Below are 19,372 nucleotides of genomic sequence, written 5' to 3'. Positions count from 1 at the left end.
TCTTTTTTTTATTTAATCTAAAAATTATTTGTAATCAATTTTATGGTTGAGTTCTATTGGATTGTTATTTTCTAGAATCATTTGTTTCATTCTTTCTGATTCGCTTTTCATATCAACAGCAACCACACCTCCAACTCCATCATCTTTTTTAAACAGAATTCCCATTGATTTTACATGGGCTAAAGGATCCGTATAAAAATTTTTAGACATTTTTTTTAATTGATCCCAAGTTATTTCAGAGCCTTTATTTCTGTAATAAATTTTTTGTTTTAAGTCTTTAATTTCGGTTAAATTAAATATGAAATTATTCTGGTCATCCGAAATTTTAACAATCAAACCTGGTAAACCATGAAAAATATAAGGTCCATCTTGAATAGGAATTTCATTTGCAAACCATGCTGTCCAGTTTCTTCCGCCATAATTTAGTGTTGCTTTCTGAACTTCAAAAGCTTCGATTTTATCTTTTTCAGGTAAAATAATCCAATCAAATTTTTCGTTAATGTTTATCAAAAAAACTTCTCTAAACATTGTTTTTATACTTTTAAAGATTCTATTTTCAGATATTTTCTTTATAATATAAAACTGATTTTCAAATCTAAGTGATGTTCCGAAACCGTATCCAGTAAAAGCTATCAATGAATCTGATTTTTTTTCTTGTTCTGTTCTGAAAATAGATAAGCCTCCGTCTTTAATGTCTAAAACAGTCTTTTCTAAAATTATACTATCTTTTAATGAATTCGGTTTGTATTTAAAATCATATTTAAATGTTTTATTTTGACCGGAAATATTGTTTGAAAATATAATTATAAAAAAGAAAAACCATGTGTGTGTTTTCATAATCATGAAGATACGATTATAATGAGAAATAAGCTTTTATGTTTCATTGTTTTTTAAATTTATATAAATCAATAATTTAGCTAAAATTACAAGTAACATATATTAAGAACTATAATTAGGAAGTCAATTATACTAAGTTACTAAAACCAGAAAGAGCTTCTTTCGAAGCTCTTTTTTTGATTCATTCTAAAAAAACTATTATAGATTTTATTTATCGAAAACTATTTTTTCAATAGACGAAACTATGTATATTTGCATTGTAAAATTAATCAAATTAAAAATTAGAAAATTATGTCTTTAGTAGGTAAAAAATTTCCAAACGTAACGATTGACGCAATGTCTGAAATGGGTGATGATCTTAGAATCAACATCTTCGAAGAAACTACAAAAAACCAACAAAAAGTGATTTTATTCTGGTATCCAAAAGATTTTACTTTTGTTTGCCCGACTGAGCTTCACGCATTTCAAGAAGCTTTAGGTGAGTTTGAAAAAAGAAACACTAAAGTAATCGGTGCTTCTTGCGATACAAACGAAGTACACTTTGCTTGGTTGAATGTTTCAAAAGACAACGGTGGTATTGAAGGAGTTACTTATCCGCTTTTAGCTGATACTCACAGACAATTGGCAAATTTATTAGATATTGTAGATCAAGATCTAGAGTTTGACGAAGAAGGAAATGAGTACTTCACAGGTTCAAACGTAACGTACAGAGCAACTTATTTGATCGACGAAACAGGAAAAGTATTCCACGAGTCGGTAAATGATATGCCTCTAGGAAGAAACGTAAAAGAATATTTAAGATTGATCGATGCTTATACTCACGTTCAGAAGCACGGTGAAGTTTGCCCTGCAAACTGGGAAGAAGGTAAAGATGCAATGAAAGCTGACAGAACTTCTACTGCTGAATATTTAGCAAAGAACTAAGATAATGTGGTGATTTGAAAATGAGATAATTTGAAAATTGATCACATGATTATTTAAAAATTATCTCATTTTCTATTTCTTGATATTTTCAAAATAAAATTATTCACCGGATTATTTATTAGCATTTTCAAATTAATAAATTTCCAAATTTTCAAATTAAAATTATGTATACAGAATTAACAGAAGATACGTTACAAAATATCGTTAACGACAACGAAAAAGTAGTCGTACAATACGGCGCAACATGGTGCGGAAACTGCAGAATTATGAAGCCTAAATTTAAAAAACTGGCAGCTGAAAATGACGCAATTCCTTTTCTATATGTAGATGCAGAAAAATTACCGGAAAGCAGAAAATTAGCAAAAGTTGACAACTTACCTACTTTCGCAATTTTCAAAGACGGTGAATTGGTCAACCAAGTGCAGTCTAACCAAGCGGAAAGTTTAATTAACCTTTTTAATGAATTAGCATAATGAAGTTACCAGTAATCAGACAGTTTTATCAAAACCAAACTCCGGAAAATTTAGAAAAAACTTTAGAGGTTTTAGAATCTTTCACAGAGTTTAGAGGAACTACAGAAGAAGATATGAATGTTGCAGGTGAATTGATTACCAATATCTGTGGAGCTTTGGAAGTTCACGCTAATGTACAAAACGGAATGAGTGAAAAAGATGCTTTAAACTCTTTTGCTCAAAAGGTTTTAGGATCAATTGACAAGTAATATTTAAACACTGATTCCACGAATATTTTTTCACTAATCTGCACAAATATTTAATTTAAAAATTGTGTTATTTGTGAGTAAATTACTGCTATTTGTGTTTAAAAAACCAAAAATAAAATCCCGATGAAAAGACATCAGGATTTTTTGGGTTTATAAAAGTGAATTATAAAATTTTGATTAAACTCATAACTTATAATTCGTAATTTCTCACTAAAACTAGCTTCTTCTGCTCATTAAAATTCTTAAGATATACCAGAATAATAGCATAATAGAAGCGAAAAGCTGTAAAGAAGCGCCCACATACTGATCTGTTGTGTAAGAATCTTTCAGTTTACTTGTTTGATATAAAATAGTCACAGAAGCTAAGATTACCATCCCTACCGAGAACCAAAGTCCAAGATCGAAACCGAAAATCATTCCGGCAACAATTAATCCTAAAGCAATAAATCCTCCGATGGTAATAATGTTTCTAAGGAATGAAAAATCTCTTTTAGAAGTAAAAGCTACTGCGGAAACTCCAGCAAACATAGCAATAGTAAGCGTTGCTGCCTGAAAAATCAATTGCCCCGTATTAGGATAAGCCATCGCCATATACATCATTGGTAAAAAGATAATTGCCTGAAGCAAAGTATAAAGAGCAAGACCTAAATATTGAGTAGATCTGCTTTGAGCTAAAGACCATTTGTTTGCTAAAAAAGAAGCCAACCAAAATATTCCCAAAACTAAAAGCCAGCTGTATTTCTGCCCAACCATCATATACACTATTTCGCCCGGAACAACGGCTAATAAAGTAGTTTCAACAGCAATAAATGCAAGAATTGCAAAAGCAACATGCAAATAGGTTTTTTTGTAAAAACTAGCCTTTTCTACATCCGAAGAATGCGCGACTAAAACATCTGTCATCATAAGTTCTCTATTTATAATTTAATTATTTCTAATTACTTCTAATTACTGTAATCCGGTTTTACACCAAGAATTTTACCATCATTTTCAAAAATTACCGTAATCAAATCTCTCGGCGGGTCATTTTTGTCATCTACATATTTATATTGAATTGCAGGATAAGTCTGGTTATCGGGTAACTTTTGGTAGCCCGACAAATAAACTTCTGTCTTTCTTTCAAAGCTTATTCCACCAGAAAGTCTCTGAATCATATTTTCATCCACCAAACTCTTTACCTTTTCAGAAATTAGAGTTGCAACCGCTTGTCTATCTGCGGTTTTTAATGCAGAAACAAATTTAGAGAACGACTGGTTGTACAATTCAATTTTATCATTAGGAATTGAAGCTGCAGCATCCATTGGTGGATTCTGAATCTCTACTTTACTTATATTCTGCGCAAAAGCAGATGAAACCGATAAAAAAACATAAAGCAACAATTAATTTTTTCATAGGTAAATGGTATTTGGTTTTACTGATTATATGACACCACCACAGAATAAAAAAAAATTTAATCAAAGGTAATTTCATTTTTAAACAAGATTTTAATTTGGCCGACCTAATTTAAGTTAAATAAATTAAATGACCTCCAAAAATTTCATGGTATCTACATTATCTGCATAGGTATTCAATCCAGGGTTTTGTGCCTCTCCGAATTGAATAGAGTTGATTCCTAGCTCATTTTTAGCCACAACACACTGAATATTTTCTTCATTTTCAGAAATAAAATCTTTTACTTCATCTAAAGAAGAATATCTGCTAAAATTAATCACAGAAAGCGGACTGAATAATTGGGCATCTTCTTTCAGCATTACAAAATTATTATCCCAGAATTTATCCTGATTCAAAAGATAAACCGCTCTGTTATAATCATAATTATTGGCATATTTGTTATGATTGATAATTTCTTTAAAATCTATGAAACTCTCAAACAATCTGTCGATTACAAAATCCTGCGGAATAAAAATTCTGGTCACATTTCTGCACCCCAAACCAAAATACTGGAAAATATCATGTGCTAAAAGCTTCAACTCTTCTTCCGTTTCATCACCTTTTAAAACAGCGATTGAGGTTCTGTTTTTACGGATGATGCTTAGATGATTCTTAAAATAATATTCCAGGTATCTTGCGGTATTATTGCTTCCTGTGGCAATCACAGCATCAAAATTTTCTAATCTTTCTACAAATTTAAAATTGATGGCTTCCTCAGAAAATTCGCTCCATTTTTTCAGTAAAAATGGAAGCATTGTTTTGTCTTTTGATGATAACTTGATCAAAGGAATATGATTGCTTAAAATCACAGAAATCACATCATGTAGCCCTACCAAAGGAATGTTTCCGGCAAGAATTAATCCTACTTTTTTTGTGGTTTTGGACGGTGAATAGTGTTGCAGCCATTCATTTATATTTTCCTGAGTCAGCAATTCAGACCATTGCTTCAAAGCATATTTCTGATTATCAGCCGCAAACCACGGATTTTCAATTTCTGATTTTTTCAACACTTGTTGAAATTCAACATCATTCTCATTATAATATTCAGAATTCTTTGCTAAAAACTCTTTTATATAAGCACTTAATTTATTTAGTCCTAAAACTCTACTTTCGATATTCATAATTACTGTAAAATTGGGGAATATTTTGTAATTTTGTGCAAATTTAAAAAAAATTAGCGATGGCTATTAAAATAACTGATGAATGCATTAATTGTGGGGCTTGCGAACCAGAATGTCCAAACAATGCAATATATGAAGGAGCGGTAGATTGGAAAGCATCCGAGGGTACTGAACTTTCAGGAACTGTAACCTTACCATCAGGTCTTACAGTTGACGCAAATGCACCACAGGAACCTGTGAGTGACGATGTTTATTTTATTGTAACAGACAAGTGTACAGAGTGTAAAGGGTTCCACGAGGAGCCACAGTGCGCCGCGGTTTGCCCGGTAGACTGCTGTGTTCCGGATGAAGATCATGTGGAATCTGACGAAGCTTTGCTAAACAAAAAAGCTTTCTTACACGGTGAATAAAAACTTCCGTCTCATAGATTATGAGACGGTTTTATTTTATATTTAAATTAAATCTCTTCTAAATAGTAATAATGAAACCGCAAATTTTCTCTACCTTGAGTAAAATTTGCAAAAACAACAAGTAAAATTATGAGCAAAAAGCACAATTTCAGCGCAGGACCATGTATCTTACCTCAGGAAGTATTTGAAAAATCAGCAGAAGCTATTTTAGATTTCAACGGGATTGGTTTATCAATTCTTGAGATCTCACACAGAAGTAAAGATTTTGTTGCAGTAATGGATGAAGCTCGTGCGATTGTAAAGAGACTGATGAATCTTGGTGATGATTATGAAGTTTTGTATTTGGGAGGCGGTGCAAGTCTTCAGTTTGCAATGGTGCCTTACAATTTGATGAAAGTAGGCGGAAAAGCTGCTTATCTGGATACAGGAACTTGGGCTGCAGGAGCTATAAAAGAGGCTAAAAAAGTAGGAAGTGTAGATATTGTAGGTTCTTCTAAAGAAGAAAACTACTCTTTCATTCCTAAAGATTACAAAATAGGTGCAGAATACGATTATTTCCACTGTACTTCAAACAATACCATCTACGGAACTCAAATGAAAACTTTCCCTGAAGTGGAAACCTTAATGGTTTGTGATATGAGTTCTGATATTTTCTCAAGACAATTAGATTTCTCTAAATTTGATTTAATCTACGCCGGAGCTCAGAAAAATATGGGACCTGCAGGAGTAACTTTAGTGGTTGTAAAAAAAGAAATTCTTGAAAGATCAGGAAGAGAAAACATGCCTTCTTATTTCGATTATTCTCAGCATATTGCAAAAGAATCAATGTACAATACTCCACCTGTTTTCCCTGTTTACGCGTCTTTATTGACTTTACAGTATTTAGAAAAAAACGGAGGAATTGCAGCAGCAGAAGAAAGAAATGAAGCTAAAGCTAAATTATTATATGACGAAATAGATTCAAATCCTTTATTTGAAACTTTCTGTGTAAAAGAAGACCGTTCTCTGATGAATGTTTCTTTTAAATTAATTGATGAAACCAAGAAAGATGAATTCGATGCAGCATGGAAAGCAGCGGGAATCAGTGGTTTAAACGGGCACAGAAGTTTGGGCGGTTATAGAGCAAGTATGTATAACGCATTGCCAATAGAAAGCGTACAGGTTTTGGTAGATGTAATGAAATCTATAAAATAATTCAGCACTAAAGAAATCAAGATTTAAAAGATGTTTTTCATTCTCTTAAATTTTCTTAATTTGCGCAACTATTTATTTTTTAAATCAATTTTAAAAATATTAGATTAATAAAAAACAATGAGAGTTTTAGCTAACGACGGAATCTCCAAAGCTGGAGAGATCGCTTTAAAAGAAGCAGGAATTGAGTTACTCGACAATAGAGTTGCTCAGGATCACGTTATCAATTTCATTAATGAAAATAACGTAGATGTTCTTTTGGTGCGAAGTGCTACCAAAGTTAGACAAGATTTGATCGATGCTTGTCCGAATCTTAAAATCGTCGGAAGAGGCGGGATCGGTATGGATAATATCGACGTTGAATATGCTATTGAAAAAGGCTTGTATGTAATCAACACTCCTACTGCTTCATCAAAATCGGTGGCAGAATTGGTTTTTGCACATTTCTTTTCTTTAGCAAGATTTTTACATGAATCTAACCGATTGATGCCATTGGAAGGAGATACTCATTTTAATGCGATGAAAAAGTCTTTCAGCAAAGCCTACGAACTTTCAGGAAAAACTTTAGGAGTGATTGGCTTCGGAAGCATCGGTCAGGAAGTCGTGAAAATGGGAATTTCTTTAGGAATGAAAGTAAAAGTTCTGACCAGAAAACCAAGAACAGAAGTTTTAAGTTTAGATTTTTTCGACGGTCAAAAATTAAACTTTGAAATTACTTCTACGAATGATACTGAAGAATTCTTAAAAGATACAGATTTTATCAGCATCAATACGCCACAAACTGACGAGTACATCATTGATACTCCACAGTTTGAAAAAATGAAAGACGGCGTTTATATCGTCAATACTGCAAGAGGAGGTGTTATCAATGAAGTTACTTTGCTTGATTTTATAGAATCTGGGAAAGTGGCAGGAGCCGCTCTTGATGTTTTTGAAAACGAACCGTCACCTGAACTGATTTTATTGATGAATCCGAACCTGTCTCTTACACCGCATTTAGGAGGAAATACTATAGATGCACAAGAAAAAATCGGTGTGGAACTTGCCCATCAGATTATTGAAATTAAAAAGAAACTATAAATTATATATGCCAGTTTTTAAACCTTTCCGTGGAATACGACCTCATAAAGATTATGAGTCAACGTTTCCTACTCATCCTTTAGATAATTTCACACAAGCTGAAATTGCTGAAAAAGCACAAAAAGAAAAAACTTACATCAATATGATTAAGCCCTATGTTGTAAGTAAATCTAAAGATGTCGACCGGAATTTAAGGAAAATCCGTACTACTTTTGAAGAACTTCTGGAAGATAAAACCTTAGTTCAAGATAGCTCTGCCTATTATCTTTATGAGCAGATTTATCCAAACAAGCAAAAATTCAGAGGGCTTCTTGGCTTATCGAGCATTGAAGATTTTTGGAATGGTAAAATAAAAAGGCACGAAAGTACCATCCCTCAAAGAAAAGAAAAGCTGGCGCATTATCTTGATAAAGTGAATCTTCAGGCAGAACCCGTTTTGCTGACGTATCCGTCAAATTCAAAAATTGAATTGCTGATGAATCATGAAGAGAAAAATGTTCCGATTTTCAATCATGTTGACACGATTGGGATCAGACATAAGATCTGGAGAATTGATAACCGTTTGAAATTACAACAATTTAAAGAAGTAATCGATCAGATCGAGTCTTTTTATATTGCCGATGGTCACCACAGAATTGGTTCTACAGCGCTTCACGCAAAGCGTCTTAAAGAAAAAAATAAGCGCCACAACGGAACTGAAGCGTATAATTTTGTCTATAGTTTTATTGTTTCCAATCAATCTATTAAAATTCACGATTACAACAGAATTTTAAATAATATAGGAGATTTATCTGCAGACGAATTTTTGAAAAAACTGGAAACCTATTTCCTTATTCACGAGAAAAATGAAACTCCGTACTACCCTTCTCAGAAATTCCACATTTCGATGTATTTGGATGGAAAATTTTATTCTCTTCACGTAAAACACGACCTTCGTTCTCAGGAAATGTCTTTGGAGAATCTAGATCATCATCTTTTAGATAAATATATCATTAAAGATATTTTGAATATTGAAGATTCCGACAGTTCAGATCAAATTACGTATGTGAAAGGAACTTCCAATATTGAAGGAATTAATTTACTAAAAGAAAAAATTGACAATGGCGAAGGAAAAGTAGGTTTCGGGATTTATCCTGTAAGCTTTAATGACATGATCAAAATATCAGATTTAAAGCTTCGTATGCCTCCAAAATGTACATTTATTGAGCCTAAACTGGTGAGTGCGTTATTAATGTACGATATGAAGCCATAATTATCTATTTTTTATTTATTTTTATGCTCCGAAAAGAAAACGGTCAGTAAAAATGAAAAAAATCTTACTCATCATATTTCCACTCTTTTTGAGTGGATTTTTATTTTCCCAGAAAAAAACTCCGGCAAAAAAGCCAAAACCAATCCCTAAATTCAACTATCATGAAGAATTTAAGAAAATCTCAGACGAAATCTTTCTTCATGGAACTGCGTATGATAATCTTGGTGAATTAACAAAAGGAATTGGTTCAAGATTCAGTGCAACGCCAGGTTACGCAAAAGCTACAGAATGGGCTGAAAAAAATTTAAAAGAAGCCGGTGCAGAAAATATATGGAAACAGGAAGTGAGAGTTCCAATTTGGATCAGAGGCAAAGAGTCTTTACAAATAAAAACGTCCAGCGGTGAATGGAAAACCATAAAAATGCTTTCTTTCGGAAATTCTGAAGGTACAAAAGGAAAAGACCTTATTGCAGATATTCTTTTGATAAAAGATGTTCAGGAATTGGTGAATCTGAGAACTGCCGATGTAAAAGACAAAATTATTTTTGTGAACTATACGATTGATCCTACAATGATCAGTACCGTAGATTCTTATATGATTGCCGCGAAATCTAAACTTATTTCGGCATCTGTTATTGGTCAGAAAGGAGCAAAAGCTTTAATCATAAGATCATTAACTACCGCAACAGATGATATTCCGCATGCGAAACAGGTGTATTACGAGCCAGATGATAAAATAAGAATTCCAGCAATGACCATTGGAGTTCGTTCTGCAGATGAACTTGAAGCTCTTCTAAAGAAAACGATTGTTAAAGCTAAAATTAATATGTCTGCCGAATCAAAAGGTGAAACTATTAATCATAATATTATTGGAGAAATTCCTGGCAAAAAAGATTCTAAAGTAATTGTTCTCGGAGCCCAGCTCGATTCATGGGATTTTGCAGAAGGCGCACATGACGACGGAACCGGAGTGGTACAATGTATGGAAGTTTTACGAACGTTTAAAGCTTTAGGTTACGATAATAATCACACCATTAGAGTTGTACTTTACGCCAACAGTGAAAATGGAGGAATGGGTCGTGAAACGTATGCAATGAGTGTAAAAAAGAAAGAAGAAAAACATATTTTGGCTTTAGGAAGTGATTCTGGAGGATATTCTCCGAGAGGTTTCTCTCTAGATATGTCACCTCAGAGAAGAAGGCTTATTTTCGAATGGAAAAACTACTTTTTACCTTACGGAATCTATGATTTCGACCAGACTTATGCGATTCAGGATATTGCACCTTTAAAAAAACTAGATATTCCTTTGGCAGAAATGGTGGTCGATACGCAACGTTATTTCGATTATCATCATTCTGAAAAAGATACTTTCGATAAGGTCAATAAAAGAGAATTATTACTTGGAGCAGTTGCGATGACGCAGTTTGTTTTTATGATCGATAAAAATTGGTAAGAATTAAGAAAATCAAAAAAATTATGAGCGTTAACAAAAGGCTTTTAGAAGAAAAATCAAGTCAAGAATTAGAAGAATATATCAAGCCTGAAAGTAAATTCGTACCGGAAGCCAATCAATATGCCTATGAAATTTTAAAATCCAGAGGCAGAATATTTACTGATGAAGAGAATGAAAGATTTTCAACAAAAGAAACTAATAAAAATAATACAAATACAGCCGTACATTCTAACTATAAAAAAGCTGCTGAATTCCTTTATATTTCTGCATTTTTAGGAATTGGTAATCTAATCTGGAAGTATGATACTTTACATAGTGGGCTTGAGATTTTCATTGCAATTATTGTCTTAGCTTTTGGTTTTACATTGGCATATTTTACCAGCAAAGGCATAGAATGGTTTAAGTATCTATTACTTGTTCTTTTCGGATTAGGCATTTTGGGAATTCCATTTATAATTTCTAATATAAAAAACGATCCTGTTGTAGGAATCATTAATATTGTACAAACTGGACTTCAAATTTGGGCTTTAGTTTTATTATTTAAAATTCCCAAAGCTGTCGACAATTCTCAACCTTTTTAATCAAATAAATTACTAATATTAAAATGGAAATCAATCAATTAAACTTAGGATCCGATAAAATAAATAATCCGAAACTTAACGAGCTTTATTCTCAGTTTCAGGAAATTTTAGAAAAACTTAATGATAAAAAATTACCTTCTGAAGCGGTACAGTATGTTAATAATATTGTCGAACAAATCAATTCAACAACGTTACTAGATAAAGCTTTGCTGAAATTTTTAAAAGACAAGCAAAATCTCATCATAAAACACTTGGAAAAAGAGCATAAAATCGTTCCCAAAAGCTACTATAAAAAATTATGGCTAGCGGTAGGAATGACGGCTTTCGGATTACCAATCGGAGTTCTTTTTGGTTTACTGATGAAAAATATGGGATTAATGGCAATAGGATTACCAATTGGTTTAGGTGTCGGAGCTGCAGTAGGTTCTTCAATGGATAAGAAAGCATTGGAAGAAGGAAGACAAATCGATGTAGAGTTGAAATTTTAATTTTAAAATCTAAACAAAAAGTAATTATGAAAAATATTTTATCAGCTGCGGTTGTCTTTTTAAGCTTAAACTTATTTGGGCAGACCAAAGAAGATTCTATACAATTCAGCAGAATTTCAACAGAAATTTTAAATAAAGGAAAATCTTACACAGAACTTAGAGATTTAACTAAAAACATTGGTCATCGACTGAGTGGTTCTGAAGCTTATGAAAAATCGGTAAAATGGGCAGAACAAAAACTTAAAGAAGCCGGAGCCGATAAAGTCTGGTTACAGGAAGTAATGATTCCGGTTTGGGAAAGAGGAAAAGAATCTTTAAAAATAAAAGCTCAAAACGGGAAATGGAAAACTCTAAAAATGCTTTCTCTTGGTAACTCCGAAGGAACACGCGGAAAAGATGTTTCGGGAGAAATCATCATGGTAAAATCTTTAGCAGAATACGATAAACTGAGTCCGGAACAGGTGAAAGACAAGATTGTTTTCTTTAATTATCCTTTCAGTCAGTCTTATGTTCAGACTTTTAAAGCCTACAGCGATGCGGCAGTTTATCGGTCTACAGCAGCTGCTTTAACGGCTAAAAAAGGTGGAAAATTTGCCATTGTAAGATCGCTTTCTTCTGCATTTGATGATGTACCGCATACCGGAGCGATGAGATACGGAGATTCAGAGAAAATTCCTGCCGTTGCCATTGGAAATACCACTGCAGACGAATTGGGATTGCTTTTAAAATCACAAAAAATTACCGCTAAACTCAATTCAAACTGCGGAATGAAAGCTGAAAAGCTCTCTCACTCTGTGATTGGCGAAATTACAGGAAATAAAGATAAAAGCGTAATTGTTGTCGGTGGACATTTAGATTCGTGGGATGTTGGTGAAGGAGCTCATGACGACGGAGCTGGGATTGTACAGAGCATTGAAGTTTTGAGAACCTTTAAAAATTTAGGCCTGAAAAATAATCACACGATAAGAGTTGTTTGTTTTGCGAATGAAGAAAACGGTGTGAAAGGCGGTCAACAATACGGTAAAACGGTAAAAGAGAATAACGAAAAACATCTTTTTGCCTTAGAATCTGATGCGGGAGGTTTCTCTCCGAGAGGAATTGCTTTGGAAATGGATGATGACAAGATCGATCAGATCAAGAGCTGGTCTCCCCTTTTTCTTCCTTACGGAGCTTATGATTTTGACGGAAGATATTCGGGAACAGATATTTATCCTTTAAAAGACATGGGAATTCCTACGGCTGAGTTAGTTCCCGATTCTCAGCGATATTTTGATATTCATCATACCGAAGAAGATACTTTTGAAAAAGTTAATCGCCGCGAGTTGTTATTAGGAGCAACAATTATGACGCAAATGATCTACATGATCGATAAAAACTGGTAAAATAAAAACCCGAAAGCAGTTTGTTTTCGGGTTTTGTTTTTTTGATTATTTCAAATCTTCAATAGAGGCTCCAAAGTTAATATGCAAAACATTTCCGTTAGGTAAAACCAAAGCCGGAACCGATTTTACACCTGCTTTTTCTGCTTCTTTTACTTTTGATTTTTCTTCGCCTAAATGAATTACTTCTACCTGATCTTCAGGAATTAGATGTAAAAGATCCTGTTCTGCACTTACGCAAACGGGACAACCTGCATGATAAAAAATTGCTTTTGACATTTTGTTTGTTTTTAAATGAAATGAATTATAATTGATACACTTTGTTGGTAATCGTCGACAGAATTTCTTTCAATTCTGAAGTTTCCAATGTTGTTAATGGTTTTAAAGGACTTCTTAATTGTCCGCCATTTTCTCCTAAAATATTTAATCCTGATCTTACTGCTCTTGGTAAACCTTTAGCCACAATGAATTTCAACAGATCAACCTGTTTGTAAAATAAGTTTTGAGCAGTTTCTAAATCATTATTTTGAACAGCATTATAAAGTTCAATATTCAATTCAGGAATTAAATTCGGTGCAGCAGTACACCAACCTTTCGCTCCGGCTGCAAAAGCTGCCAATGCCAAAGGATTTGAACCGTTGTAAAAAGCCACCCCTTCGCCCAATTCTTTTCTCAGATAATGCATTCGCTGAATATCTCCGGTACTTTCTTTGATCATCGTCACATTCGGAATTTCCAGCAAACGTTTAAGCAAAGCAGGAGACATATCTACTCCACTTGTTGCAGGGTTATTGTATGCCATAATCGGAATCGAAATTTTTGAAGCAACAGCATCGTAGTGAGCAACAATTTCATCATCGGTCAGTTTCCAATAACTCATCGGAATAATCATCACGGCATCTGCTCCGGCATTTTCGGCAAATTTTGCATGATGAATTGTTTTTTCAGTCGTAAGATTCGAAACTCCAACCAAAACAGGAACTCTTCCCACAACCTGCTGAATGGTTGCTTCTGTAATTGCTTCTTTTTCTTCATCAGTCAGATAAGGTAAAACTCCAGTGCTTCCCAAAGGTGCAATTCCGTGTGAACCCGAAATGACCAATCGTTCCACCAATGTTTTAAATAAAGAAATATCCACTTTTTCTTCCTGATCAAAAGGAGTTATCGGATAAGCAATTACGCCTTTAAATGGTGCTTTATTCATAATTTTTTGGTTTTAAATAATCAATTGAAATCTCTTCCCTCTTCTTCTCTCAAAGCAACTCCGAGGTTTTGAAGCTGTGGCGCATTTTCACAGGCAATATATCTTGCAGGTTCAGTGTCGCTTAAATTTTGATGTTGATGCCACGCCCAAGATGGAATATAAACTGCGTCTCCAGCTTCCCACTCTACTTTTTTATCTTCAACCAGGGTCCAGCCTTTTCCTTCCAAAACATATAAAATTGTTTCATAAGTGTGGCGGTGACGGTTTGTTTTTTGTGCTGGTAAAAGCCCGCCAATTGTCATACTCACATTTTTACTAGGAAGATCAACAAAGAAAACAGGATGCTTTCTTTCTTCAGAAAACTGGTTATGAACCCCTTCATTTTCTACATTTTTGTGAATCACGTGACTTGGCTTCACAAAAGTGGGTCTTGCAAATGTTTGATGAAAATCTTTTGAACTAAATTGTTTTTGTTCAGACTCCTGATCTGTTTTTAATTCTGACATGTTTTTAAATTTTTAATATCCTATTGCATTATTGCATGACAAAAGTATTGTACATTTGGACCATCTTACTGATACAGAATTTATAAAAATAAATAGTCCAGATGTTACGAGATTGGAAATTTCAAATAGAACTGAACAGCCATTCAAAAAAAACAATTTATCTGCAAATAGCCGATGCAATCACGAATGACATTCATTCCGGAAGATTGAAAGCAGGAGATGCTTTACCAGGAAGCCGAAATCTTGCACAGCTTTTAAAAGTCAACAGAAACACGGTTGTAGAAGCATTAAATGTTTTACTGAATGAAGGCTGGCTGATCACTAAAGAAAGAAAAGGAACTTTTGTTGCCGATATTTTACCTTCTCAGCATCAAAACAGTCGAGATCAAAAATCGAATGAAGCATCTGTTTTGAAAGGTAAAAATCATTTTAGAATTCAGTTTGATGACGGTTATCCGGATAGTAAAATTGCACCGATTGAAGAACTGGCAAGAGCGTACCGACAGATCTTCAACCGAAAAGCAAAATGGCAAATGATGGGTTATGGTGATGAATTGGGCGACATAGAATTCAGAAAAACAATTGCGCAAATGCTTAATCATCAAAGAGCAATGCAGACCGATGAAGAGCAAATCTGCATTACAAGAGGCAGTCAAATGGCGATGTATTTAACGGCGCAATGTCTTTTACAAGAAGGAGATCTTGTGATGATAGAAGATCCGGGATACAAACCAGCCTGGAAAACTTTCGAAAATGCCGGAGCAAAACTATTACCTGTAAAGGTCGACAAAGACGGTTTAATCATCGAAGATATTATTCATTATTTAAAGAAAAATAAACGAATTAAGGCCATTTATATCACTCCGCATCGGCAATATCCTACAACGGTTACTTTGAGCCTAAAAAGACGTTTAGAATTGATGAAACTTTCCAACGAATATGGTTTTACAATTATTGAAGATGATTATGATAATGAATTTCATTTTGGGTATCGTCCTATTTTGCCTTTATCAAGTTTAACTGAACTTAAAAATTATGTTTACATCGGAACGATGAGTAAAGTGGTTGCTCCTGCTTTAAGAATCGGATATTTGGTTTGTAAGAATCATTCATTTATCGAAAAAATAGGAGATTTAAGAAAAATAATTGATGTGCAAGGTGACAATATTATGGAACAGGCTGTTTTACAACTCATAAAAGACGGAACGGTAAAAAGACACATCAAAAAAGCGACGAATTATTATAAAAATAAACGGGATTCTGTTGCAGGATTATTAAACCAACATCTTAAAAATAAAGCAGATTATTGCATTCCTGAAGGTGGTTTGGCTTTCTGGATAAGCCCTAAAAAAGAGGTTGATTGGTTTGAAATTTCCGAAAATTTAAAATCTAAAGGCATAAAAATTATTCCGCCTGATAATTATAGTTTCGATAAATCTGCCAATGGAATTAGGTTGGGTTACGGCTCTCTATCAGAAAAAGAATTGGAAGAAAGCATTATTGCTTTAAGCCAGTTTTTGTAGCAAAAAATGACAAAACAAAAGCCCTCAAATTGAGGACTCATTTTTAAAACATAGGTTTTAATTATTTCAAATATTCTTTTTTAGCGATCGTAAAATCTAAAACTTTACCTTCTCTTTTCACTTTAATGGTGATAGAATCACGATTTTTTTCTATACGATCTTGCAGATATTTACAAACAGATTCTTGGTCAAGATTTTCTAAACTTATATTGTTTATACTCAAAATTTCATCGTCAAGTTTTAGAGGAGTATCACTTCCATTAAAAAGCAACACAACTTTTGCTTTATAATCTATAAATCGATAAGCAAAACCAAAAGATTCTAATTTTGAAGGATAATTTTTAATTTTATTTAAATAGATTCTATTATTCTTCCAATCCATTATAAATCTGAACTTTTTCAGAAATTCGTTTCCAAGAAGACTTGATGATCCGGTAGAAACAATTTCTTCTTCAAATTTTTGGTCATCAAAAAATACTTCATTTGGTTTAAAATAATATGAACTTTCAGGTTTTCCTGCGCCGAAAGCCCCGACAGAACCTGTTCCGTAAGTTTCAACAAACTTCACTTTAGTATTTTTGGGATCATATTCTTTGTTAGAAATTCTCACAGTACCTGTAAATCCGGTATCAAAAGTAAGGTCTATCTTTTCATCTAAAATATTAGCTTTTATTACAGGTGTTTTCTGAGGTTTTGGAGTAAATGACAATACGGTTTCGTAGCCTTCTTTAGAAAAGTTTGCCAAATCTTTGGCTGCTTCTATTGAATTTTCTGAATAATTAATTCTCCAGAAAAGTTTTGCCATTTGATTGGCTCCGATAATCCCGTCAATTTTAAAACATTCAAACTCAATTCCTTTTAGATCCATCACAATGGCTCCAATATTTTTAAAGGCAATTTGATCCACTTTTATTTCCGGAACTACTGTAAAGATTTGTTCCTGCTTATTTTTTTTGGAATCCGTGACTTTAATGCGGTGTTTTTTCTTAAGATTCAGTTCATTGTAAATTGACGTAGAAATTACAGTTGGAGCGCCACTATCAAAAAGAAACTGATAAATCTTCCCATTGATATTTACCTTAATGAAAGGCAATTCGTTGGTATAGGTCAGATTAATTTTTTCAACAGGATTTTTTAATTCAGCTTCACCATATTCAAAAAACCTTTTTCCTTGTGCAGAAACTATGATGGTAAGAAATAGTAAAACAAAGAATATATATTTTCTCATTATTTATTTTAATCAAAAATAGTGTTTTATCATGAATGAGGCTGAATGAATATTAAAAGGTTAATGCGTTTTACTTTAACTAAACTTTAGCTTCTATTAATTTAAACTCAAATACGGTTTCCCGTAAAGAAATAATCTAACATTTGTGTATTATTGCAATACAAAACTAATAACCATGGAAATTTTACTCATTGTATTCTTTGCTGGATTGACTGTATATTTTTACACTAAATCTAATAAGCTGAAAAATGAAATTAAAAATAAGGATCTTAAAATTAATGATTTAACAAGAATTATTAATCAGTTTCAATCTGAAATATTAAAGTATCAGACTGAAAATAATTCTTTAAAAACAAATCTTCAGTCTGCAAAAAAAGACTTGTCGTATATTCAGATTACCAATCGGGAACTAAGAGATAAAATTGCAGAACTGAGCCAGTATCAAAACATTATTGATGTAAAAGTTGAGTGTGAATATCTGCTTAAAAAAGCCCAAAAAGACTACGAAAAACTGAGAGAAAAAGGCAATCAGGAATTATTTGAAGCTCAGGAAAATGCAAAAGAATCACGTAGAGCCATCAAAGAATCAACCGAAAAGAAGCAGAGAGAAATCGAACTTTTATATGAAAACGCTGTAAGAGAATCTAAAAGAATCATCGATAATGCCGAAAATAAAGCAGAATCCATTGGCGGAGATGCATACAGAAGTCTGAGAGAAGCTAATGAAATTGCAGATAGAATTCAGGCCATGAAAAACGTCATTAAAGGCTATGGAAATGAATATCTTGTACCAAGCTATACCCTTCTAGACCAGCTTGCTGAAGATTTTAGTCATAAAGACGCCGGAGAAAACCTGAAAAAACTCCGTCAAAATAATAAAATAATGATTATCAACCGACAAGCCGGAATCTGTGAATATATGGATAATGAAAGACAAAAAACTGCAGTAGATTTTGTCATTGATGCCTACAACGGAAAGGTAGATTCTATTTTATCAACCGTTAAAAAAGATAATTATGGTATTTTAAAGCAGAAAATAGAAGACGCTTTTCAGTTGGTAAATTTTAATGGAAAAGCTTTTCGGAATGCACGGATTTCAGAAATTTATCACCATGCAAGACTTGAAGAACTGAAATGGGCGGTTGTAGCACAAGAATTAAGAGCAGCTGAACTTGAAGAGCAGAGAGAAATTCGCGAACAGATCCGTGAAGAAGAGAAAGCCAGAAAAGAATTTGAAAAAGCAATAAAAGACGCCGAAAAAGAAGAGCAAACTTTAAAAAGGTTAATCGAAAAGGCCGAAGCTCAAGTTTCTAGAGCTAATGAAGAACAGAAAGCTCTTTTTCAACAGAAATTGGAAGAATTACAGGGAAAACTAGAGCAAGCAGAAGAAAAAAATCAAAGAGCGATTTCTATGGCACAGCAGACCAAAACCGGAAACGTATATGTCATATCAAATATCGGTTCGTTTGGAGAGCATATTTATAAAATTGGGATGACGAGGCGTTTAGAGCCATTAGACCGGGTTCGTGAACTGGGTGACGCAAGCGTTCCGTTTGAGTTTGATGTGCATGCGATGATCTATTCTGATGATGCTCCTGCTTTGGAAAGACAGCTTCACAAGAAATTCCTTAAAAATCAACTCAATAAAATCAATCCTCGGAAAGAGTTTTTCAGGCTTAATTTAAGTGATCTGAAAAATCATTTGGAAACTATCGGAATCAGTTGCAAATGGACATTATTAGCTGAAGCTAAGCAATACAGGGAAACTTTAAAACTTGAAGAAGAGATGAAAACCAATAAAAATCTAGAAGCTGAATGGGAACTTTACCAAAAAATTGCTGACCCTGTTAGTTATGACGAAATAAATGAAGAAATTGAAGTTTTATAACTCATTCATTTTTTGAATCTTAGCTATAAACTTGCAATAAATGTGAAATTTTTCTTTGTTGGAATAAAAAAACTTTCTATATTTGCACCACTGAAAACAACGATACAATCGGAGTTTAAGGAGAGATGGCAGAGTGGTCGATTGCGATAGTCTTG

At 33.4% G+C, this 19,372-nt stretch carries 21 protein-coding genes; 13 read left to right on the top strand and 8 right to left on the bottom strand.

Annotated elements, in window-relative coordinates:
* Window positions 1-24: 24 nt before the first annotated feature.
* On the bottom strand, window positions 25-837 hold the full coding sequence (locus tag AB671_RS16940; protein ID WP_185114096.1) for a GLPGLI family protein: 813 nt from the start codon (window positions 835-837) through the stop codon (window positions 25-27).
* A gap of 291 nt (window positions 838-1,128) precedes the next feature.
* Here AB671_RS16940 and AB671_RS16935 point away from each other — a divergent pair, with 291 nt between their 5' ends.
* From AB671_RS16935 to AB671_RS16925, 3 genes are all read left to right on the top strand, one after another.
* On the top strand, window positions 1,129-1,761 hold the full coding sequence (locus tag AB671_RS16935) for a peroxiredoxin (protein ID WP_047443907.1): 633 nt from the start codon (window positions 1,129-1,131) through the stop codon (window positions 1,759-1,761).
* Between the two features lie 164 nt (window positions 1,762-1,925).
* On the top strand, window positions 1,926-2,234 hold the full coding sequence (locus tag AB671_RS16930) for a thioredoxin family protein (RefSeq protein ID WP_066679077.1): 309 nt from the start codon (window positions 1,926-1,928) through the stop codon (window positions 2,232-2,234).
* Complete coding sequence (locus AB671_RS16925) at window positions 2,234-2,482, top strand: DUF6952 family protein (RefSeq protein WP_047481054.1); 249 nt, start codon at window positions 2,234-2,236, stop codon at window positions 2,480-2,482. The genes AB671_RS16930 and AB671_RS16925 overlap by 1 nt, the downstream gene beginning before the upstream one ends.
* Before the next feature lie 216 nt (window positions 2,483-2,698).
* Here the strand turns inward: AB671_RS16925 and AB671_RS16920 are convergent, their stop codons facing one another.
* From AB671_RS16920 to AB671_RS16910, 3 genes are all read right to left on the bottom strand, one after another.
* Window positions 2,699-3,388, bottom strand: a complete 690-nt coding sequence (locus AB671_RS16920) for a Bax inhibitor-1 family protein (RefSeq protein ID WP_066679079.1) — start codon at window positions 3,386-3,388, stop codon at window positions 2,699-2,701.
* A gap of 38 nt (window positions 3,389-3,426) precedes the next feature.
* Window positions 3,427-3,858 (bottom strand): hypothetical protein, encoded by a 432-nt coding sequence (locus AB671_RS16915; protein ID WP_082987341.1) that lies wholly within the window; start codon window positions 3,856-3,858, stop codon window positions 3,427-3,429.
* Window positions 3,859-3,999: 141 nt separating this feature from the next.
* On the bottom strand, window positions 4,000-5,034 hold the full coding sequence (locus tag AB671_RS16910) for an acyl-CoA reductase (RefSeq protein ID WP_066679083.1): 1,035 nt from the start codon (window positions 5,032-5,034) through the stop codon (window positions 4,000-4,002).
* A gap of 59 nt (window positions 5,035-5,093) precedes the next feature.
* Here AB671_RS16910 and AB671_RS16905 point away from each other — a divergent pair, with 59 nt between their 5' ends.
* The 8 genes from AB671_RS16905 (at window position 5,094) to AB671_RS16870 (ending at window position 12,871) form a co-directional block, all read left to right on the top strand.
* Complete coding sequence (locus AB671_RS16905; protein ID WP_066679085.1) at window positions 5,094-5,444, top strand: 4Fe-4S binding protein; 351 nt, start codon at window positions 5,094-5,096, stop codon at window positions 5,442-5,444.
* 129 nt (window positions 5,445-5,573) lie between these two features.
* Window positions 5,574-6,638, top strand: a complete 1,065-nt coding sequence (serC, locus tag AB671_RS16900) for a 3-phosphoserine/phosphohydroxythreonine transaminase (RefSeq protein WP_066679087.1) — start codon at window positions 5,574-5,576, stop codon at window positions 6,636-6,638.
* 117 nt (window positions 6,639-6,755) lie between these two features.
* Window positions 6,756-7,715: a D-2-hydroxyacid dehydrogenase gene (locus tag AB671_RS16895; protein ID WP_066679089.1), complete on the top strand. Its 960-nt coding sequence runs from the start codon at window positions 6,756-6,758 to the stop codon at window positions 7,713-7,715.
* A 7-nt stretch (window positions 7,716-7,722) separates the two neighbouring features.
* Window positions 7,723-8,967, top strand: a complete 1,245-nt coding sequence (locus AB671_RS16890; protein WP_066679105.1) for a DUF1015 domain-containing protein — start codon at window positions 7,723-7,725, stop codon at window positions 8,965-8,967.
* A 52-nt stretch (window positions 8,968-9,019) separates the two neighbouring features.
* A complete protein-coding gene (locus AB671_RS16885) occupies window positions 9,020-10,420 on the top strand; it encodes a M28 family peptidase (RefSeq protein WP_066679091.1) in 1,401 nt (466 codons plus the stop codon).
* 23 nt (window positions 10,421-10,443) lie between these two features.
* The gene (locus tag AB671_RS16880) at window positions 10,444-11,001 is read left to right on the top strand and encodes a hypothetical protein (protein ID WP_157444234.1); all 558 of its coding nucleotides are present in this window, start codon (window positions 10,444-10,446) and stop codon (window positions 10,999-11,001) included.
* Window positions 11,002-11,024: 23 nt separating this feature from the next.
* Window positions 11,025-11,489 (top strand): hypothetical protein, encoded by a 465-nt coding sequence (locus AB671_RS16875; protein ID WP_066679093.1) that lies wholly within the window; start codon window positions 11,025-11,027, stop codon window positions 11,487-11,489.
* Window positions 11,490-11,515: 26 nt separating this feature from the next.
* A complete protein-coding gene (locus AB671_RS16870) occupies window positions 11,516-12,871 on the top strand; it encodes a M20/M25/M40 family metallo-hydrolase (RefSeq protein WP_066679094.1) in 1,356 nt (451 codons plus the stop codon).
* A 45-nt stretch (window positions 12,872-12,916) separates the two neighbouring features.
* Here AB671_RS16870 and AB671_RS16865 read toward each other — a convergent pair whose 3' ends face one another.
* From AB671_RS16865 to AB671_RS16855, 3 genes are read right to left on the bottom strand one after another with little or no spacing between them, the layout of a single operon-like run.
* A complete protein-coding gene (locus AB671_RS16865; RefSeq protein WP_066679095.1) occupies window positions 12,917-13,147 on the bottom strand; it encodes a thioredoxin in 231 nt (76 codons plus the stop codon).
* Window positions 13,148-13,172: 25 nt separating this feature from the next.
* Window positions 13,173-14,072 (bottom strand): dihydrodipicolinate synthase family protein, encoded by a 900-nt coding sequence (locus AB671_RS16860; protein WP_066679096.1) that lies wholly within the window; start codon window positions 14,070-14,072, stop codon window positions 13,173-13,175.
* 20 nt (window positions 14,073-14,092) lie between these two features.
* A complete protein-coding gene (locus tag AB671_RS16855; protein ID WP_066679097.1) occupies window positions 14,093-14,578 on the bottom strand; it encodes a cupin domain-containing protein in 486 nt (161 codons plus the stop codon).
* Window positions 14,579-14,679: 101 nt separating this feature from the next.
* Between AB671_RS16855 and AB671_RS16850 the strand changes: the two genes are divergently transcribed.
* Window positions 14,680-16,101 (top strand): PLP-dependent aminotransferase family protein, encoded by a 1,422-nt coding sequence (locus AB671_RS16850; protein WP_066679098.1) that lies wholly within the window; start codon window positions 14,680-14,682, stop codon window positions 16,099-16,101.
* 61 nt (window positions 16,102-16,162) lie between these two features.
* Here the strand turns inward: AB671_RS16850 and AB671_RS16845 are convergent, their stop codons facing one another.
* The gene (locus AB671_RS16845) at window positions 16,163-17,329 is read right to left on the bottom strand and encodes an aspartyl protease family protein (protein ID WP_066679103.1); all 1,167 of its coding nucleotides are present in this window, start codon (window positions 17,327-17,329) and stop codon (window positions 16,163-16,165) included.
* 175 nt (window positions 17,330-17,504) lie between these two features.
* Between AB671_RS16845 and AB671_RS16840 the strand changes: the two genes are divergently transcribed.
* Window positions 17,505-19,217, top strand: a complete 1,713-nt coding sequence (locus tag AB671_RS16840) for a DUF4041 domain-containing protein (protein ID WP_082987340.1) — start codon at window positions 17,505-17,507, stop codon at window positions 19,215-19,217.
* Window positions 19,218-19,372: the final 155 nt, after the last annotated feature.

Source organism: Chryseobacterium sp. BGARF1 (genome assembly GCF_001677955.1).
Taxonomy (GTDB): Bacteria; Bacteroidota; Bacteroidia; order Flavobacteriales; family Weeksellaceae; genus Chryseobacterium.
Note: the sequence above shows the minus strand (reverse complement) of the source record. Positions and strands in the feature narration are given on the sequence as shown.

What these genes read in the sequence shown, in the direction of transcription:
- AB671_RS16855 (WP_066679097.1), bottom strand. Translation starts at nt 14,578, where the DNA reads ATGTCAGAATTAAAAACAGATCAGGAGTCTGAACAAAAACAATTTAGT.
- AB671_RS16870 (WP_066679094.1), top strand. Translation starts at nt 11,516, where the DNA reads ATGAAAAATATTTTATCAGCTGCGGTTGTCTTTTTAAGCTTAAACTTA.
- AB671_RS16875 (WP_066679093.1), top strand. Translation starts at nt 11,025, where the DNA reads ATGGAAATCAATCAATTAAACTTAGGATCCGATAAAATAAATAATCCG.
- AB671_RS16845 (WP_066679103.1), bottom strand. Translation starts at nt 17,329, where the DNA reads ATGAGAAAATATATATTCTTTGTTTTACTATTTCTTACCATCATAGTT.
- AB671_RS16860 (WP_066679096.1), bottom strand. Translation starts at nt 14,072, where the DNA reads ATGAATAAAGCACCATTTAAAGGCGTAATTGCTTATCCGATAACTCCT.
- AB671_RS16865 (WP_066679095.1), bottom strand. Translation starts at nt 13,147, where the DNA reads ATGTCAAAAGCAATTTTTTATCATGCAGGTTGTCCCGTTTGCGTAAGT.
- AB671_RS16925 (WP_047481054.1), top strand. Translation starts at nt 2,234, where the DNA reads ATGAAGTTACCAGTAATCAGACAGTTTTATCAAAACCAAACTCCGGAA.
- AB671_RS16840 (WP_082987340.1), top strand. Translation starts at nt 17,505, where the DNA reads ATGGAAATTTTACTCATTGTATTCTTTGCTGGATTGACTGTATATTTT.
- AB671_RS16920 (WP_066679079.1), bottom strand. Translation starts at nt 3,388, where the DNA reads ATGATGACAGATGTTTTAGTCGCGCATTCTTCGGATGTAGAAAAGGCT.
- AB671_RS16890 (WP_066679105.1), top strand. Translation starts at nt 7,723, where the DNA reads ATGCCAGTTTTTAAACCTTTCCGTGGAATACGACCTCATAAAGATTAT.
- AB671_RS16850 (WP_066679098.1), top strand. Translation starts at nt 14,680, where the DNA reads ATGTTACGAGATTGGAAATTTCAAATAGAACTGAACAGCCATTCAAAA.
- AB671_RS16880 (WP_157444234.1), top strand. Translation starts at nt 10,444, where the DNA reads ATGAGCGTTAACAAAAGGCTTTTAGAAGAAAAATCAAGTCAAGAATTA.
- AB671_RS16905 (WP_066679085.1), top strand. Translation starts at nt 5,094, where the DNA reads ATGGCTATTAAAATAACTGATGAATGCATTAATTGTGGGGCTTGCGAA.
- AB671_RS16895 (WP_066679089.1), top strand. Translation starts at nt 6,756, where the DNA reads ATGAGAGTTTTAGCTAACGACGGAATCTCCAAAGCTGGAGAGATCGCT.
- AB671_RS16910 (WP_066679083.1), bottom strand. Translation starts at nt 5,034, where the DNA reads ATGAATATCGAAAGTAGAGTTTTAGGACTAAATAAATTAAGTGCTTAT.
- AB671_RS16935 (WP_047443907.1), top strand. Translation starts at nt 1,129, where the DNA reads ATGTCTTTAGTAGGTAAAAAATTTCCAAACGTAACGATTGACGCAATG.
- AB671_RS16940 (WP_185114096.1), bottom strand. Translation starts at nt 837, where the DNA reads ATGAAAACACACACATGGTTTTTCTTTTTTATAATTATATTTTCAAAC.
- serC (WP_066679087.1), top strand. Translation starts at nt 5,574, where the DNA reads ATGAGCAAAAAGCACAATTTCAGCGCAGGACCATGTATCTTACCTCAG.
- AB671_RS16885 (WP_066679091.1), top strand. Translation starts at nt 9,020, where the DNA reads ATGAAAAAAATCTTACTCATCATATTTCCACTCTTTTTGAGTGGATTT.
- AB671_RS16930 (WP_066679077.1), top strand. Translation starts at nt 1,926, where the DNA reads ATGTATACAGAATTAACAGAAGATACGTTACAAAATATCGTTAACGAC.